Origin of the sequence: Paenibacillus sp. SC116 (assembly GCF_024733555.1) — a bacterium.
Taxonomy (GTDB): Bacteria; Bacillota; Bacilli; order Paenibacillales; family Paenibacillaceae; genus Paenibacillus_B.
Map to the genome: position 1 here is coordinate 121439 of NZ_JANIOF010000002.1, position 14465 is coordinate 135903.

Annotated in this window: 15 protein-coding genes; 10 read left to right on the forward strand and 5 right to left on the reverse strand. The window is 43.7% G+C overall.

Going from position 1 to position 14465, the window contains the following annotated elements; translation table 11 throughout:
• Window positions 1-23: 23 nt before the first annotated feature.
• On the reverse strand, window positions 24-467 hold the full coding sequence (locus NQ117_RS12305) for a MarR family winged helix-turn-helix transcriptional regulator (RefSeq protein WP_258278335.1): 444 nt from the start codon (window positions 465-467) through the stop codon (window positions 24-26).
• A gap of 294 nt (window positions 468-761) precedes the next feature.
• Here NQ117_RS12305 and NQ117_RS24050 point away from each other — a divergent pair, with 294 nt between their 5' ends.
• Complete coding sequence (locus tag NQ117_RS24050; RefSeq protein ID WP_309137873.1) at window positions 762-1511, forward strand: collagen-like protein; 750 nt, start codon at window positions 762-764, stop codon at window positions 1509-1511.
• A 25-nt stretch (window positions 1512-1536) separates the two neighbouring features.
• Here NQ117_RS24050 and NQ117_RS12315 read toward each other — a convergent pair whose 3' ends face one another.
• Window positions 1537-4695, reverse strand: coding sequence for a hybrid sensor histidine kinase/response regulator (locus NQ117_RS12315; protein WP_258278336.1), 3159 nt, complete (start codon window positions 4693-4695; stop codon window positions 1537-1539).
• Window positions 4696-4834: 139 nt separating this feature from the next.
• On the opposite strand from NQ117_RS12315, the gene NQ117_RS12320 reads away from it, so the two are divergent.
• Complete coding sequence (locus NQ117_RS12320; RefSeq protein ID WP_258278337.1) at window positions 4835-5122, forward strand: alpha/beta-type small acid-soluble spore protein; 288 nt, start codon at window positions 4835-4837, stop codon at window positions 5120-5122.
• Between the two features lie 112 nt (window positions 5123-5234).
• Here NQ117_RS12320 and mle read toward each other — a convergent pair whose 3' ends face one another.
• A complete protein-coding gene (mle, locus tag NQ117_RS12325) occupies window positions 5235-6095 on the reverse strand; it encodes an alpha/beta fold macrolide esterase (protein ID WP_258278338.1) in 861 nt (286 codons plus the stop codon).
• A gap of 427 nt (window positions 6096-6522) precedes the next feature.
• On the opposite strand from mle, the gene NQ117_RS12330 reads away from it, so the two are divergent.
• The 5 genes from NQ117_RS12330 (at window position 6523) to NQ117_RS12350 (ending at window position 10558) form a co-directional block, all read left to right on the forward strand.
• Window positions 6523-7266 (forward strand): metal ABC transporter ATP-binding protein, encoded by a 744-nt coding sequence (locus NQ117_RS12330; protein WP_258278339.1) that lies wholly within the window; start codon window positions 6523-6525, stop codon window positions 7264-7266.
• Window positions 7266-8123 (forward strand): metal ABC transporter permease, encoded by an 858-nt coding sequence (locus NQ117_RS12335; protein ID WP_258278694.1) that lies wholly within the window; start codon window positions 7266-7268, stop codon window positions 8121-8123. The genes NQ117_RS12330 and NQ117_RS12335 overlap by 1 nt, the downstream gene beginning before the upstream one ends.
• A 15-nt stretch (window positions 8124-8138) precedes the next feature.
• Complete coding sequence (locus NQ117_RS12340) at window positions 8139-9083, forward strand: metal ABC transporter substrate-binding protein (RefSeq protein WP_258278340.1); 945 nt, start codon at window positions 8139-8141, stop codon at window positions 9081-9083.
• A gap of 253 nt (window positions 9084-9336) precedes the next feature.
• Window positions 9337-9783, forward strand: a complete 447-nt coding sequence (locus NQ117_RS12345; RefSeq protein WP_258278341.1) for an Rrf2 family transcriptional regulator — start codon at window positions 9337-9339, stop codon at window positions 9781-9783.
• Between the two features lie 133 nt (window positions 9784-9916).
• Window positions 9917-10558 carry an NAD(P)-dependent oxidoreductase gene (locus NQ117_RS12350; protein WP_258278342.1) on the forward strand — a complete coding sequence of 214 codons (642 nt, stop codon included), beginning with the start codon at window positions 9917-9919 and terminating at the stop codon, window positions 10556-10558.
• Window positions 10559-10621: 63 nt separating this feature from the next.
• Here the strand turns inward: NQ117_RS12350 and NQ117_RS12355 are convergent, their stop codons facing one another.
• On the reverse strand, window positions 10622-11515 hold the full coding sequence (locus NQ117_RS12355; protein ID WP_258278343.1) for a GNAT family N-acetyltransferase: 894 nt from the start codon (window positions 11513-11515) through the stop codon (window positions 10622-10624).
• A 25-nt stretch (window positions 11516-11540) separates the two neighbouring features.
• Window positions 11541-11708, reverse strand: a complete 168-nt coding sequence (locus tag NQ117_RS12360; protein ID WP_258278344.1) for a hypothetical protein — start codon at window positions 11706-11708, stop codon at window positions 11541-11543.
• 164 nt (window positions 11709-11872) lie between these two features.
• Between NQ117_RS12360 and NQ117_RS12365 the strand changes: the two genes are divergently transcribed.
• The 3 genes from NQ117_RS12365 (at window position 11873) to NQ117_RS12375 (ending at window position 14464) form a co-directional block, all read left to right on the forward strand.
• On the forward strand, window positions 11873-12466 hold the full coding sequence (locus NQ117_RS12365) for an RNA polymerase sigma factor (protein ID WP_258278345.1): 594 nt from the start codon (window positions 11873-11875) through the stop codon (window positions 12464-12466).
• Window positions 12423-13379, forward strand: a complete 957-nt coding sequence (locus tag NQ117_RS12370; protein ID WP_258278346.1) for a hypothetical protein — start codon at window positions 12423-12425, stop codon at window positions 13377-13379. Before NQ117_RS12365 ends, NQ117_RS12370 begins: the two co-directional genes overlap by 44 nt.
• Before the next feature lie 155 nt (window positions 13380-13534).
• Window positions 13535-14464: a LysR substrate-binding domain-containing protein gene (locus NQ117_RS12375; protein ID WP_258278347.1), complete on the forward strand. Its 930-nt coding sequence runs from the start codon at window positions 13535-13537 to the stop codon at window positions 14462-14464.
• The last annotated feature ends 1 nt before the right edge of the window (window position 14465 follow it).

Genomic DNA, 14465 nt, shown 5'->3' on the forward strand with positions numbered 1-14465 from the left:
GTGAAAAAACCGTTCTATTCGTTCTACTCGGGAGGGATTTCTTTTTTTTCGCTATGTTTATGAACGCGTGTCATTAATGCATATAGTGTTTTCTGTTCTTCTTCGCTTAATACATCGTCAAAGAAGGACGTTTGGAATGCAAGCTGTTCAGGCATTACATGTTCTAAAATGGCTTCAGCTTTTTCAGTTAGGCTAATCGTTTTGGTCTTCCAGTCTTGTTTGCGGACAATGTAGCCCTCTTTCTCAAGACGAGCGAGCATACGCGAAATACCGCCTTGTGTGACGATGACTTTCTCCGCTAACTCCATTTGCGTCAACGGCTGATACGTACGGATTTGCATCAATACATCAAACTGAGCCGTCGTTAAATCAAATCGTTTCAAAAATTCATTCGACATTTGGTTGCTCTGGTTCGTAAAACGCATTAGACGTAACCAAATTAGTGATCCTATCGTATTATTACGCATTTCGTTTTCATCTCCTTCGCTAACCTTGATATCACTTTACTACTCAATTGATAAAATGTCAACTCCTCCATAATGGGGCTTATCAGCTCGTACCCGTACAGGCATCTTCCCATTTGGGTTGTAAAAATAGGTGGATGGCCAGTCTAAATCGTGGTACATACCCAGTTCGTTACAGATGCGTATGCGTATACTGAACCAGATAATTGGGAGGTGTACTTTCATGAGTATATTCGACGTAAGGAAAAGACTTAAGAAAAAGAGGTTGAAGATTTTTCGTTCTAAATTAAAGTGCAAATGTATCAAAAAAATGTGCGTGTAGTATGCCCACGGCCAAAAATTAAAGTTAATGTAGTAGCTCCTGCAGTTCCAGGCCCGCCTGGAGCAACGGGGCCACAGGGCCCAGCAGGCCCACAAGGCGTTCAAGGTGTTCAAGGACCCCCTGGAGCAACGGGAGCACAAGGTATTCAAGGGCCTTCTGGAGCAACGGGAGCACAAGGTGTTCAAGGGCCACCAGGAGCAACAGGCGCACAAGGCATCCAAGGTCCACCAGGAGCAACTGGTGTACCCGGGCCTCCTGGTGGTATCGCGACCTTCGCTTTCCTTTGCAGTTCGTTGGAACAGACCATCGCGGCAGCCCCTGCCCCTGGCGCTCAAGGAGGAGCCGTTCAATTTGAACTTGCCAATGCAATTACTACTGGTGTCACCTTTACACCTCCATCAGATATCACAATTGTGCAAGGAGGAATATATCTAATAACATGGGAAGTATTCCCTAACCCAGGAAACTCGGCATTCGCACTATTCGCTGATCCAGATGGAGGCGGGCCAGCGCCTGCCGTTAGAGTTGGTTGCAGTAACTATGGTTCATCAGCTGGCAATCAACCATATACAGGTCAGGTTGTAACTCCATTATCAGCGGGCACGGTTCTGACGCTGAATCGGATTGACACTACGGGTACGGTGACACTTCTTAACAATATTGGTGGAGGCGCCGTGGCAACTCCGGTAACGAGCGCGTCCATCACGATCTTAAAGTTAGTATAGTTAGTCATAGTGAAAGGCCATCCCTTTAGGGGGATGGCCTTTTCATATGACTATCGGAAATAATGAAGGATACCGTTGTTCCTTCACCAAGTTTGCTGACAATAGATAGACCCTGACCATACATTTGAATCAACCGACGATTCGTATTAGAGACGCCAATTCCAGCTTTTCCTTTCATTGTTGGGTTCAATAGTGCTACAACTTTCTCCTGTTCTATGCCTTTGCCATTATCCTTTATTTCAATAAGGGTGTAGCCGCTTTGACGTGCAATTCGAATATGAATCGTTCCGCCTCTCACTTGGCTAAGGACGCCGTGCTTAACGGCATTTTCAACGATCGGCTGGATCGAGAGCGGAGGGAGCCGTAAATGGATGTTCGGCTCAACTTCCCACACGATGGACAGTCTATCTTCAAATCGCGCTTTTTCAATATATAGGTAGGCTTCCACAAGCTCTAATTCATGAGTAAGGTCAACCAGCTTGCCTGTATTTAAAAAATCAAAGCTAATGCGTAAATACGATGCGAATGCTTCGCCAACATCGCGCATTTTCTCCGTGTCGATATCACTGAGTGCCATAATGGAGTTCAGTGTATTGAACAGAAAATGAGGATGTATTTGCGCCTGAAGATAGGCGGCTTCCATCCGTAACCGATCATGGATGGACTGTTTCAGCATCGTTAATGCTCGAATCCGGTATTTCAGTTCCAGAGCGTCAACAGGCTTAGTTACATAGTCATTGGCACCAGACAAGAACCCCGTGTAAATGTCGGCAGGCTGGCTGCGTGCAGTCAACAATAGAACGGGAAGCTCTGAGACTGAATATTGCTCCCTTACTCTTTGCGTTAATTCATAGCCAGACATGTTCGGCATCATCACATCAGCTATCAACAAATCCCATTGCTGTGTGCCCAGCTGTTCCATTACCTCTTGTGCGGAGTGCGCAGTTGTGATGTGATAAGGTTCTGTGGAAAGGATGCCGACAAGTACACTTAAATTCACTGGATCATCATCTACGGCAAGAATATTGAGCTTTCCATCATTCAATAGCGGTGGTACAAGTGTATTTGCAGCCATTTCCGCGATTGCAGCGTTTGGCAGCATAAACCCGGTTGTCTCTGCTTCTACTACGTTTGGTTCCATTGCTTCCATGTTTCGAAGGTTATCCTGTGAAAATGGCTGACTCGAAACGCTTTCCGATATCGGTAAACCAAAGCTGAATACAGACCCTTTGCCAAGCTCAGAACGAACAGTCAATGCACTGCCATGCAATTCAACCAGCTGCTTGCAAATGTTTAATCCGAGTCCGATTCCTCTCCCGTCATTTATGCCATCAGCACCTTGTTCATAACGTTGAAACACCTTTGCTTGTGTATGATTGTTCATGCCGATGCCGGTATCGGAAACATGGATCATGATATGCCCATCTTGAACCTCAGCAGAGACAGAGACAGTGCCTTCACTTGTAAATTTGAGCGCATTATGAAGGAGATTGTACAAAATTTGCACCAGCCTTTTCTCATCAGCGATTACGAGTGGAATTGAATTCTCAATATCCATCTTCAATTGAACAGGCTTACCTTCGGTCATGTAGGATAACATACCGATAACACCAGGAATGATAGACTGAATGTGTAATGATTCCCTATGAAGTGTAATACGATGTTCCTGAAGTTGGGCGACATCGAGAAGATCATTAAGCGTATAGGACATACGTCGGCTAATCGTAATGAGCAGCTCCATATCTTTCACGCTGCGCTCATTCATCTTGGCTTTTTCTTTGGTTACGACGGTCTGAGCGATATTCATAATGCCGTGCAAGGGCGTTCTCAGCTCATGCGATGTATTGGTCAGAAACTCATCCTTACGTTTGTCTGCTTCTTTTAGCTGCTCAGTTAGCTTTTTATTTTCCTCGGTATGACGAAAATATTGTTTAAACCAGTAAGCGGAGAAGCTGGTGAGTGCTGCAATCATATCGATTGGATAATAAACGACCGTAACGTTGACATTTGAATTAATCATCGACCATATGGCTCCTGACAGCATGCTTGCTGCAGAGAACAATAAAAAGATCGTGTCGTCATCTTTCTTTTGAAAAACTTTGACTATAAGTAAATAAATAAAACTAGCTAGCGGTAACAAATAGAAGGCATAATAAATACCCCATTCTACTGAACTATGGACGAGTGGAGCGTTGGCCATCAATATAAATCCAGAGTATGCAATAAGAGCCGCTGTATATATGCGCAGCCATATGATCTTTCGTGAAATCAAAAAGAATGAATTGAACAGAGCTAAAATAAAGAAGGAAAGCCATAAGTAAGCAATCAGCTTAATCTTCAGCGCCCATGTATAATTCATAATTGGTACCCATAACATAAGCAGGTTATCTCTATCCACAACAATCGTTATCCCTACCATTAACGTTAACAAACCGAAGTTCAGCAGCAATCGCTCTTTACGGTTAAATAAATAGATAATGCCCGCATATAAACTATGTAGCAGTACGATGATAAAGGCCACGAGTTGGAATCCGATCGAATACCAACGGACGTGGTCAATGGCTGCCAGAGAGCCAAATCGAATGGAGCGTACGATCCCGCCTTTATATGGATTATCATAATTGGCTACGCGAATGAGCAGTTCGATTTCATCCGCACCTTTAACCGCATAAGTGGCTGTATAGGAAGTGCTTTCAGGTATATATTCATTGGCCTGAGCGGATGGTTGTCCCACTTGCGCGGCGACTACACCATTTATCTCCGCAGTAGATGACGCTTGTATGCCCTGCATCCAAAAAGAAATGGGCTCCTTCAACGGATCGATTAAAATCCGCATCCGATAAGTACCGTACCCTAACGAAGACGCTGACTCGTTAGCAAGTAGGCTGCTCCAATCTCCCGGTACTTGAATAGAATGGGGCTTTGTTTTCACCCTCGATATATCCTGATAAGAAATAAAGGTTTCAGGGTAGAACTGCCACTCTCCATCCAAAGGGATCGTGTCATATTTCTCTAAATCCAAGCCACGCATATCCAGTATTCCATTAACAGGACGAGGGTGATCGGTATCAGGGAAAAAAAGTTCAGACCAAACCCAACGTAGACCGAGCATAATGCCCAAAAAGATAAAAATGATGACGATATTTTTATAGGTGGTTTTATTTTCTATCCGTTTTTTTATCATACAAAGAACTTCGCTATAATTCCGTGTTATTCCTTTAGGAGTGCTCATTTTCAGAATCTGTCTGCGTAGCCAAGGGATGATTAGGTTGTACTCGGGCAAGTTATTGAAAGGCATGTTGAAGTTGAAGGAGTGGACTACAATGGCAAGAAGACGGAACCGAAAGTATGCAGTGCCAGGAGTGGGACAAGCGTTACAAACCTTCAAAGCGGAAGTGATGCGGAATGAAGGTTATGCGGTTGATCCGAATCGACCGGATGATGTGAAGTTTGAAGTGGCAAAAGAGTTGGGTATTCCGTTGCAGCAAGGTGCGAATGGTGAATTAACGACTGAGTCGGCCGGACAAATTGGTGGGAAGATTGGCGGCTCGATGGTGCGTGAATTGATTCGTCTCGCAGAGCAGCAACTGGCGAAGCAGCGGCAGACGTAGCAATCGCAATAATTGCTGTTACTTCATGGTTAGTCTTTTGTATCAAAAGGGTTACGTTCCGCCTCTAAGTTCGAATGTAACCCTTATATCAGCTGGAGTAGTTATGCCATTATCATGCCTCTATGGTTGAGGTATGCTCTACAATCGCATGAATGACCTCTTCCCAATCGCCGGCATGTAGCTCATGGCCGGTGCCTTTCAATGTCAGTAATGCAGCATTTGGGATTTCATTAACAAGCATTAACGCATAATCATAATGGTTCACTTGATCCTCGTCACCGTGGATAACCAGAGTAGGGATATGGATATCACTTAAGCTTCCTTCATAGGAATTGCTAGCGAGCAAAGCATGGTTAAACATGCTGAGCAAATGGTTGGCGCGTTTAATTTCTTGAGTAACTTGCTTGTAAGCACGCTCCTTCTCAAAGACATGCTTGGAACCGCAGAGCAACGCAGATCCCCCAACTAAGTAATCTGCAACAGCTTGTTCATCAGACCAGTCTAAGGTTGCACTATTAGCATGATAGGCAATAATGTTCTCGTCTATTGGAGGGTATTCTTTGCTAGTATCATTAGATTCAAAAATAGTGCAAGATGCGATCGGGGTTATCGTCAATGCTCTTTGAGGATGTCTTACTGCAATGATCTGTGCTATTAATCCCCCCATAGATAGTCCAACGATATGCGATTGCTTGATACCATAAGCATCGAGTACGCCAATCGCATCATCGGCTAAATCGGTCAAACTATAATTGGAGGTGCCAGGCTCATAGGTAGTGGATCGCCCCACGTCTCGATTATCGTATCGAATAACAAATCGGCCTGAATCCGCTAGGCCTTGGCAGAATTGTTCGTCCCAATACACCATCGAACACATCGAACCCATAATGAGCAATACGGCAGGATTAGTCGGATCGCCGAACCCTTCCGTACATATGGTTATTCCATTCACTTGCTGCAACTGTTCACTCATAGTTAGCACCTCATTTCACGAGAATGGGATTACATAATTTTAAAAGACATGCTTACCTATTAATTTGATAGTACGATCAATACAAGTGCTTGTAAACTAGGTTCATGAAGACACGAGGGCTGAATGGCTCAAGTGTCTTTTTTGTATGCGAAAAAGCCTATAAAGCTAGGAATGTAATGCGTTTAAGGGGAGAATTGTCAGCTTTGAGAAAGCAAGAAGTGGAAAAATAGGATTGACAGAAGGGGGTTCTTCGTTTAATTTGTTGTACAAGGGAAACATTTTTAAATCAATGCATATTATTTAACTAGAACAAACTATTTTGTTGTTAACCACATTCATATAGAACGTTGCAAAACAGGTTATGACGGTACTCGATTTATGGTGTAGAGCGGATGTTAGCGAGAAATTTTCGAGAGGAGAAACAGGTATGGAAAAGGCTATCACAGTAAAAGAACTTCATGTCTCTTACCACGGTAATGAAGCTGTACGAGATGTATCGTTCTCCATCGAGCAGGGCAGTATGGTGGGGATCATTGGTCCGAACGGTGCGGGGAAATCCACGTTAGTCAAAGCTTTACTTGGGCTGCTTCCGAAAGACAAGGGATCGGTTCGATTTTTTGGCAAAGATCCAGAGGAAATAAGAAAGAAGATTGCTTATGTTCCACAGCGCAGCAATATAGACTGGACATTTCCGATTACGGTGATGGATACCGTTCTAATCGGAACTTACCCTAGCCTTGGACTGTTCAAGTTTCCTCGGAAGAAGGAGAAAGCATTAGCACTGGAATGCTTGAGGAAGGTTGGACTTGAGGACTATCGGGACCGTCAAATTGGGGAGTTATCAGGTGGGCAGCAACAACGTGTATTTCTAGCGCGCGCGTTAGTTCAACAGCCAGAATTGTTGCTGCTAGACGAGCCTTTTGTCGGGATTGATGTAGCCAGCGAAGAAACGATTGTAAATATCCTGAAGGAATTACAGCAGCAAGGGAAGACCATCGTTGTTGTTCATCATGATTTGAGCAAGGCGAAAGATTACTTTGATCAGCTGCTCTTGCTGAACAAGGAGCTAGTGAAGTACGGCGATGTCGAGTCGGTTCTTAATCAAGAGGTCATGTCCAGAGCGTACGCGCATCAACTCAGATTCTTGCAGGAAGCGGAGGTGGCATTATGATTGATTTTCTACAAGCGATTCAACAATATGAGTTTTTGCAAAAGGCATTGTTTACATCTGTTGTCGTGGGCATTATTTGCGGCGTAATCGGTAGCTTTATTATTTTGCGGGGAATGTCCCTCATGGGAGATGCCATTTCTCACGCGGTACTGCCTGGGGTCGCACTCTCTTATGCGTTCGGGATCCACTTCTTTATCGGTGCGGTTGCTACGGGTGTTCTTACAGCGGTGGGCATTGGATTTGTTAGTCAAAATAGTCGAATCAAGAATGATACGGCAATCGGCATTTTGTTCACGTCTGCTTTTGCACTTGGTATCATTCTCGTCACGATGCTAAAGAGCAGCACGGATTTGTATCACATTTTATTCGGTAATGTGCTAGCGGTACGTCCTTCTGACATGTGGTTAACAGTGGGCATTGGAGTCGTTGTGCTCATTACGGTATATGCCTTTTTCAAAGAGCTGTTGCTCACGTCATTCGATCCAACGATCGCGGCGGCATATGGATTGCCGAATAAGCTCATTCATTATTTGCTTATGACACTGTTGACGCTGGTTACAGTAGCTTCTTTGCAAACGGTAGGCATTATTCTCGTTGTGGCGATGCTCATTACACCTGCGGCAACGGCTTATCTGCTCACGGATCGGCTATGGATGATGCTGTGCTTGGCTGGATTCTTCGGAATGATGTCTTCCATTGTAGGTCTTTACTTTAGCTTTACTTACAATTTGGCGTCTGGTGCTACGATTGTTATGGTCGCAACGGCTTTCTTTATACTAGCTTTTCTGTTCTCTCGCAAACACGGAATTGTGTGGAAATCAGTACGGGCGCGTCAAAAGCGGGCTCAACTTTCATAGTAGAGGAGTTTAGTTATGAAAAAGTGGAATTTAGTACTTGTCCTTCTTCTTACCATGGTAATGCTGGCAGCCTGTGGTAATACAAACGATAAGACATCTGGGGAAAAACCGGATAACGGTAAGCTGCAAGTCATCACGACGTACTCCATCTTGTATGACATCGTTCAACAAGTCGGGGGTGAACGTGTAGAGATACATAGTCTTGCGCCTATCGGTTCGAATCCGCATGAATATGATCCGTTGCCTGCCGATGTTCAAAAAACAACGGATGCTGATGCCGTGTTCTATAACGGGCTTAATCTAGAAGCGGGTAACTCTTGGTTCGAGAATTTACTGCAAACGGCTGGGAAGTCAGGTGAAAATGCTCCTGTGTTCCGCCTTAGTGAAGGGGTAGCGGCTAAGCATTTGACGACCAAAGGCAAAGAAAGCGAAGAAGATCCGCATGCATGGCTCGATGTCCGTAATGGCATCAAGTATGCGGAGAACGCTCGCGATGCTTTGATCAAGGTTGATCCTGCTCACAAGGCAGCGTATGAGAAGAACGCTAAAGATTATATTGACAAGCTTAACATGCTTCATGAGGATGCGGTAAAGCAGTACAATCAAATTCCAAAAGAAAAACGTGTACTTGTTACAAGTGAAGGCGCGTTTAAATACTTTAGTGAAGCTTACGATTTCCATGCAGGCTACATCTGGGAAATTAACTCGGAAAATCAAGGGACACCGGATCAAGTAAGTGCAATCGTTGACTTGATTAGAGAGCAAAAGATTCCGGCATTGTTCGTGGAGACGAGCATCGATCCGCGCAGTATGGAAATGGTGTCGCGTGAAACGGATGTGCCAATCGTCGGCAAAGTATTTACGGATTCACTTGGCAAGCCAGGTGAAGATGGTGACACGTACATCAAGATGATGGAGTGGAATATTAAGACGATTTATGAGGGTTTAACGAAGAAATAAGCGATATAAGCAGAGTGTAGGGAAAGTGAGATATAGCTGAGTAATATCGAATACAGGGAATGAACGGAGTATGAAGAAGTGTACTTTGTTCATTCCTTTTTTATTTTCATACATGTGGGTAAGCTAGTTGTCTTGACGACAATTCATACATAGAGCGGTATGCTGAATGATGGATATGGTAAGATGATCGTAGTAGAGTTGACAAACGAATCAAGATGTAACTATAATGGTTACAACGAAAGGGTGTTACGCAATGCAAATTAGCAGCAGGTTCTCAGTCGGGGTACACATCCTGTCCTTGCTGGCTATTAATCCTAATGAGCACCATACGTCGGAGTGGATCGCTGGCAGCGTCGGAACGAATCCGGTTATTATTCGCAGAATACTCGGCTATTTGAAGAAAGCTGGACTTGTGAACGTTCGTGCTGGCAGCGGCGGAGCTACACTGGCGCGAGAGCTAAATGAGATTACACTGCTGGATGTATATCGAGCGGTCGATGTCGTTGAAGAGGGAAAGCTATTTCATGTACACGATCAACCGAATCCATCCTGCCCCGTTGGCGCTAACATTCAGACGGTGCTGCAGCTTATGCTGCTAAAGGCACAGGATGCAATGGAAGGTGTCTTGGCAGCTGTAACGATGAAAGAACTCGTCGAAGTGCTGGCAAATGAAATCAAGACAAAGAGCGCAGTGGAGTAATGGCGCTTTTTTTACAAACATGTTGTAACTATTATAGTTACAACAAAACGAATGAAACACGAACATCCCTTTCGTATGGATCTGATTTTTATAGGTTATGGATTTTAATTATTCTACTCAGGAGGTAAGAGAAATGAAAATAGCAATTATCGGAGCAAGCGGCAAAGCAGGTGCATTTATTGCAAAAGAGGCTGTATCTAGAGGACATCAGGTGACGGCTATCGTCCGCAATGCGAGCAAAGTAGTAGATACACAATTGGCTGTGCTGGAGCGAGATATATTTGAATTAACCGCACAAGATCTTAGCCAGTTTGACGTAGTCGTGAATGCATTTGGGGCTGTTCCAGGAGAAGAGCATCTTCATGTAGAAGCAGGACAAGTGCTAATCGCAGCAATGAAAGGGGCGCCAAATACTCGTTTAATCGTGGTCGGTGGAGCGGGCAGTCTTTACGTAGATGAAGCAAAGACGTTGCGTGTCGTTGATACGCCCAATTTCCCGGAAGAGTATAAGGCAACAGCGTTTAACCAAGCGAAGAACTTAGAAGACTTGAAGAATGCTTCCGGTATTCGTTGGACATTTGTAAGCCCATCGGCGTTCTTTAATCCAGACGGCAAGCGTACAGGCGCTTACCAAGCAGGTAAGGACAACTTGCTTGTAAATGCAAAAGGCGATAGCTACGTCAGCTACGCGGACTATGCGATTGCGATCGTAGATGAAAGCGAGCAGCCGCAGCATGAAAATGCACGCTTCACGGTTGTATCGGAAGCAGAATAAACAATTAGGCAAGGCCGGTCAAGGCAGCGTGGTGCTTCTTGATCGGCCTTTTGTATGCCGCTATTACGCACGAGCTAGCATAGGAATCATTAGTTTGTTACTAGCAAATGGGTTTTCTTTGCTGCTTAACACAAAGAGGGTTGTATCTTCTTCATGTAAAGGTTCAATCGTACATTGCTCCGTTTGCTTTGGCGTAAATCTAAGGACAGCTAGCTTCGTATGTTCCTCAGCAACTGCGCTTACTATATTTTCTATGTTCTCATTTCCCTTAGAGAAAATATCGTAGCAAATCAACTGCTCGTCCTCTTGTCCCGCGATGACAATGGCATCGTACGAATCTACATAATAGATATTGTTGTTCAGCAGCTCCGTACAATAAAACATAAGAAGTTCTGTGTTGTTTTCGATCGGCAGTGCGGAAAACGGATTGCCGTATTTATAACAATCAAGCAGCAAATCAACATCCTGCGCAGAATCCATATCCAGCTTTCTTACAGTGGTACTGGAAGGCTGAATGTTCATCATCTTGTATTCGTATTCATCAGCTCTTTCAAATCCGAACTTCGGATAAAAATCAACAACACTGTCGTTAGCCAGTAAGAAAATGGCGTCGCATTTGTCTGTCCACTCATCTAACACTTCGTTCATTATCCAACCGTTTAAGCCTTTCTGACGATAGGCAGCCGCAGTCATAACGGTTCCGATCCCGATATATCGTCGTTTCTGCCCTTGCCATGTTGTATCAATCACGTTAACAGATACGTTGGAGACAACCGTATTTCCAGACAACAGTGCATATGTAATGTATCGATCTCCCCAATATCCCTTCTGGTACCACGGTTCAAAATTGAGGTCGAATGTTTCTTTAGCAAGTTGAAAGAAGCTCAATCTCATTTGCTCATTGTCTTTGACGTTCGTAACATAATCATATGCAGTACCGTTAATCGTAACTTTCATAAGACACACCTCACTTATTTATGTGCTAGCCATTTACAATCCGTAAGCTCCATTTCTGTAAAGACGGCAGTAAAGGATGAGTTCTCAGGGCTGCATGCATATACGGCTCTGTTATCATTTCAATTCTATCTTCTTCGATTGTAAATCGATTGGGTTTATGCAGCCAGTAGAGTTGCTCTATATCGAATTTCATCGTTTCACCCCCGTCTCTTATACATAAATAGTACCAATTTACAAACTATATTGAAATCATGTCCTTTATTTTGTTACTCGCGTAAAATTTATTATAAATTTCTCGTTTGAATGTCACATTGTGGTAGGGATCGTTCGTTGTACAGGGTGAAAGGGGATGAGCACGTGGATGATGCTGAGTTACGGCAGGCTATAGCAGATGTGCGGAGTGGTGATATCGAAAACTTCGAGCTCATTATGAAGCACTATCAAAAGTCGATTTTCCACTATTGTTATCATATGCTAGGTAATTACTCGGAAGCGGAAGACATTGCACAAGAGGTATTTTTGAAGGCGTTCCGTAAGTTGGAGAAATACAACGAGGAAATCCCATTCGGTGCATGGATCTACAAGATTGCTTACCATCAATGCATTGATGCGATTCGCAAACGGAAGCTAGTGAAGTATTTGCCCTTCTTCTATCGTGATGAGAAGGAAAACAAACCTGTGGATCAACAGATTGAAGCCCACTATTTTGATGAGTTCGTACATAAGGCCATGATGAAATTGTCTGTGGAAGAGCGGAACTTATTAATTTTGCGCTGTGTCGAGGATAAGAACTATCAGGAGATAAGCTTTATTTTGAATCAGAATAGTACAAGTCTTCGAAAAAAATATGAGCGTACGGCTGAAAAATTTCGAAAGTACTATGCGCAAGTGAAGGGAGTGGGAGCGGTTGACGCGGAACAACAATCAAGACTTGAAAAGACTTTTTCATAACCCACAGCTACCTGATATCGACTTGACTGAAAAAGTAATGAAGCGAATTTATGCAGAGCAGCAGCCCAAACGACGGTTTATGGTGAAGTACAGAATAAGCTTTGTCATTGTAGCAGCATTATTGCTGACGGCATCAACGGCTGTCGCGATGGTTCAATATAATTTTATTAAAAATAAGCAGGGTGAAGTCGTCTATCAGACTAAGCCATTGAGTGAATCTGATTTTCAAATTCCTAGTAAAGAAGAGAGTATGCGCACAGGGACGAGTGAGAGGCTAAAGCAGGAGCTACTGCCGAAAGGTTCAGCTGCCTACTTCTATGTCGTTCCTCATAATCCGAATAAGGAGTTGGATTTGAAGTTCACGCCGTTTACTTATACCGATATAGCGGATCTTCGAGCTGGTATGAAGGACAAATCCATTCCGATTGTAGATAGTTTGAATGAAACGTTAAAATTTCGAATTGCGGAAGTGTTCTATGCGCCAGAAGTATTGTCGAATCCTCCTACTCCGGAAGAAAAGGCTGAGATAGCGGAGAGGCTGCTTAAGCAAGCGGAGCTAGCAAAGAAAGACTATGCCATGATGCCATTAAAGTTCTCTGATCAGTTACTTCATATGCGCACAACATTCTCACATAGAGACAAAGTCATAGAGGTTACGATCAGGGAACACAATAAAGATGATGATGTAATCCCTGCAACTTATTGGGATGAAGATATCAAAATGAAACAGGAAGTGTTGACGGTAAACGGAGTAGAACTTCTTTACATCAAGTTTGAACAGAGCGGTTCATCACTTATATGGGTTGATGATACTTCTGATTCTGAACATCAATATGTGTATGAGATTAGTGCGGTTTCAGGCAAGACAACGAAAGAAGAGTTAGTGGAAATGGCGCAATTGTATATGAAATAGTTGATAGCTGTGTGAGCTGACACCGAAACGCAATCTCGCGTTTTGGTGTTATTTTATAATGCACGTGAGACCCTATTATACTTACTATCATTTCACTTGGGGCATTCGTATACTTATGGGAGAGAAACAATCCTATGGATAAAGGAAGTAAGCGGATGGATATACGACAACTAAAGTACTTTATCGCAGTGGCAGAAGAACTTCATTTCAACCGTGCCGCCGTAAAATTGAATATGACACAGCCACCTCTTAGTCAACAAATTCAAGCTTTGGAAGCAGAGCTTGGCGTAAAGCTGTTGGAACGGAACAAGAGGCAAGTTCGTCTTACACCTGCGGGAGCTGTGTTTTTAGAAGAGGCTAAAATGATATTATCGCAATTGGAGTGGTCGGTTAAAGCGACACAACAGGCTAGCAGAGGAATAATGGGACATCTAATTATTGCGTTTGTAGACTCAGCTGCTGGAGATTCAATGGTTGATATTCTGAAAGCTTTTCGGGAGCGTTTTCCACAAATACAGCTTACTTTACGAGAAATGACTTCTGCCCATCAAGAGCAGGCCTTGCTCGACGGAACGATTCATGTAGGCTTTCTCCGTTCCATCGAGCCAGCCAGAAATATTGAATATCGTACGTTTACAAGTGAAACCCTTGTTGCTGTATTACCCGAACAGCATCCGTTAGCCAGACGGCGTGACCTATCCGTTAAGTCGTTGGAAGGTGAGCCATTTATCTTATCTCCACGTCATCTGGGGGTTCCGCTGCATAATCTCATTATTCGTTTTTGCGCACAACATGAGGTGTACCCTAATGTTGTACAAGAAGCTATACAAATGTATACCATTGTAAACTTGGTAGCAGCCAACCTGGGTGTTTCCATCGTTCCTTCTTCTGTTTCCGTATTCCAGCGTAGTGGTGTTGTATTCCGTCCGTTTGTAGAAACTACGCCGCCAGTTCCGCTTTATGCAGCTTGGAGAACGGACACGGATAAGATTGTATTATCGGCCTTTCTTGAGACCATGGAAGCTATATGTTCTCGGGCAATCGATCGTAATGTCGATAGTAGTACTGAACGTAATTCTCTGTAAT

Coding starts and splice junctions, on each gene's coding strand:
- NQ117_RS12305 (WP_258278335.1), bottom strand. CDS start 467: ATGCGTAATAATACGATAGGATCACTAATTTGGTTACGTCTAATGCGT.
- NQ117_RS24050 (WP_309137873.1), top strand. CDS start 762: ATGTATCAAAAAAATGTGCGTGTAGTATGCCCACGGCCAAAAATTAAA.
- NQ117_RS12315 (WP_258278336.1), bottom strand. CDS start 4,695: ATGATAAAAAAACGGATAGAAAATAAAACCACCTATAAAAATATCGTC.
- NQ117_RS12320 (WP_258278337.1), top strand. CDS start 4,835: ATGGCAAGAAGACGGAACCGAAAGTATGCAGTGCCAGGAGTGGGACAA.
- mle (WP_258278338.1), bottom strand. CDS start 6,095: ATGAGTGAACAGTTGCAGCAAGTGAATGGAATAACCATATGTACGGAA.
- NQ117_RS12330 (WP_258278339.1), top strand. CDS start 6,523: ATGGAAAAGGCTATCACAGTAAAAGAACTTCATGTCTCTTACCACGGT.
- NQ117_RS12340 (WP_258278340.1), top strand. CDS start 8,139: ATGAAAAAGTGGAATTTAGTACTTGTCCTTCTTCTTACCATGGTAATG.
- NQ117_RS12345 (WP_258278341.1), top strand. CDS start 9,337: ATGCAAATTAGCAGCAGGTTCTCAGTCGGGGTACACATCCTGTCCTTG.
- NQ117_RS12350 (WP_258278342.1), top strand. CDS start 9,917: ATGAAAATAGCAATTATCGGAGCAAGCGGCAAAGCAGGTGCATTTATT.
- NQ117_RS12355 (WP_258278343.1), bottom strand. CDS start 11,515: ATGAAAGTTACGATTAACGGTACTGCATATGATTATGTTACGAACGTC.
- NQ117_RS12360 (WP_258278344.1), bottom strand. CDS start 11,708: ATGAAATTCGATATAGAGCAACTCTACTGGCTGCATAAACCCAATCGA.
- NQ117_RS12375 (WP_258278347.1), top strand. CDS start 13,535: ATGGATATACGACAACTAAAGTACTTTATCGCAGTGGCAGAAGAACTT.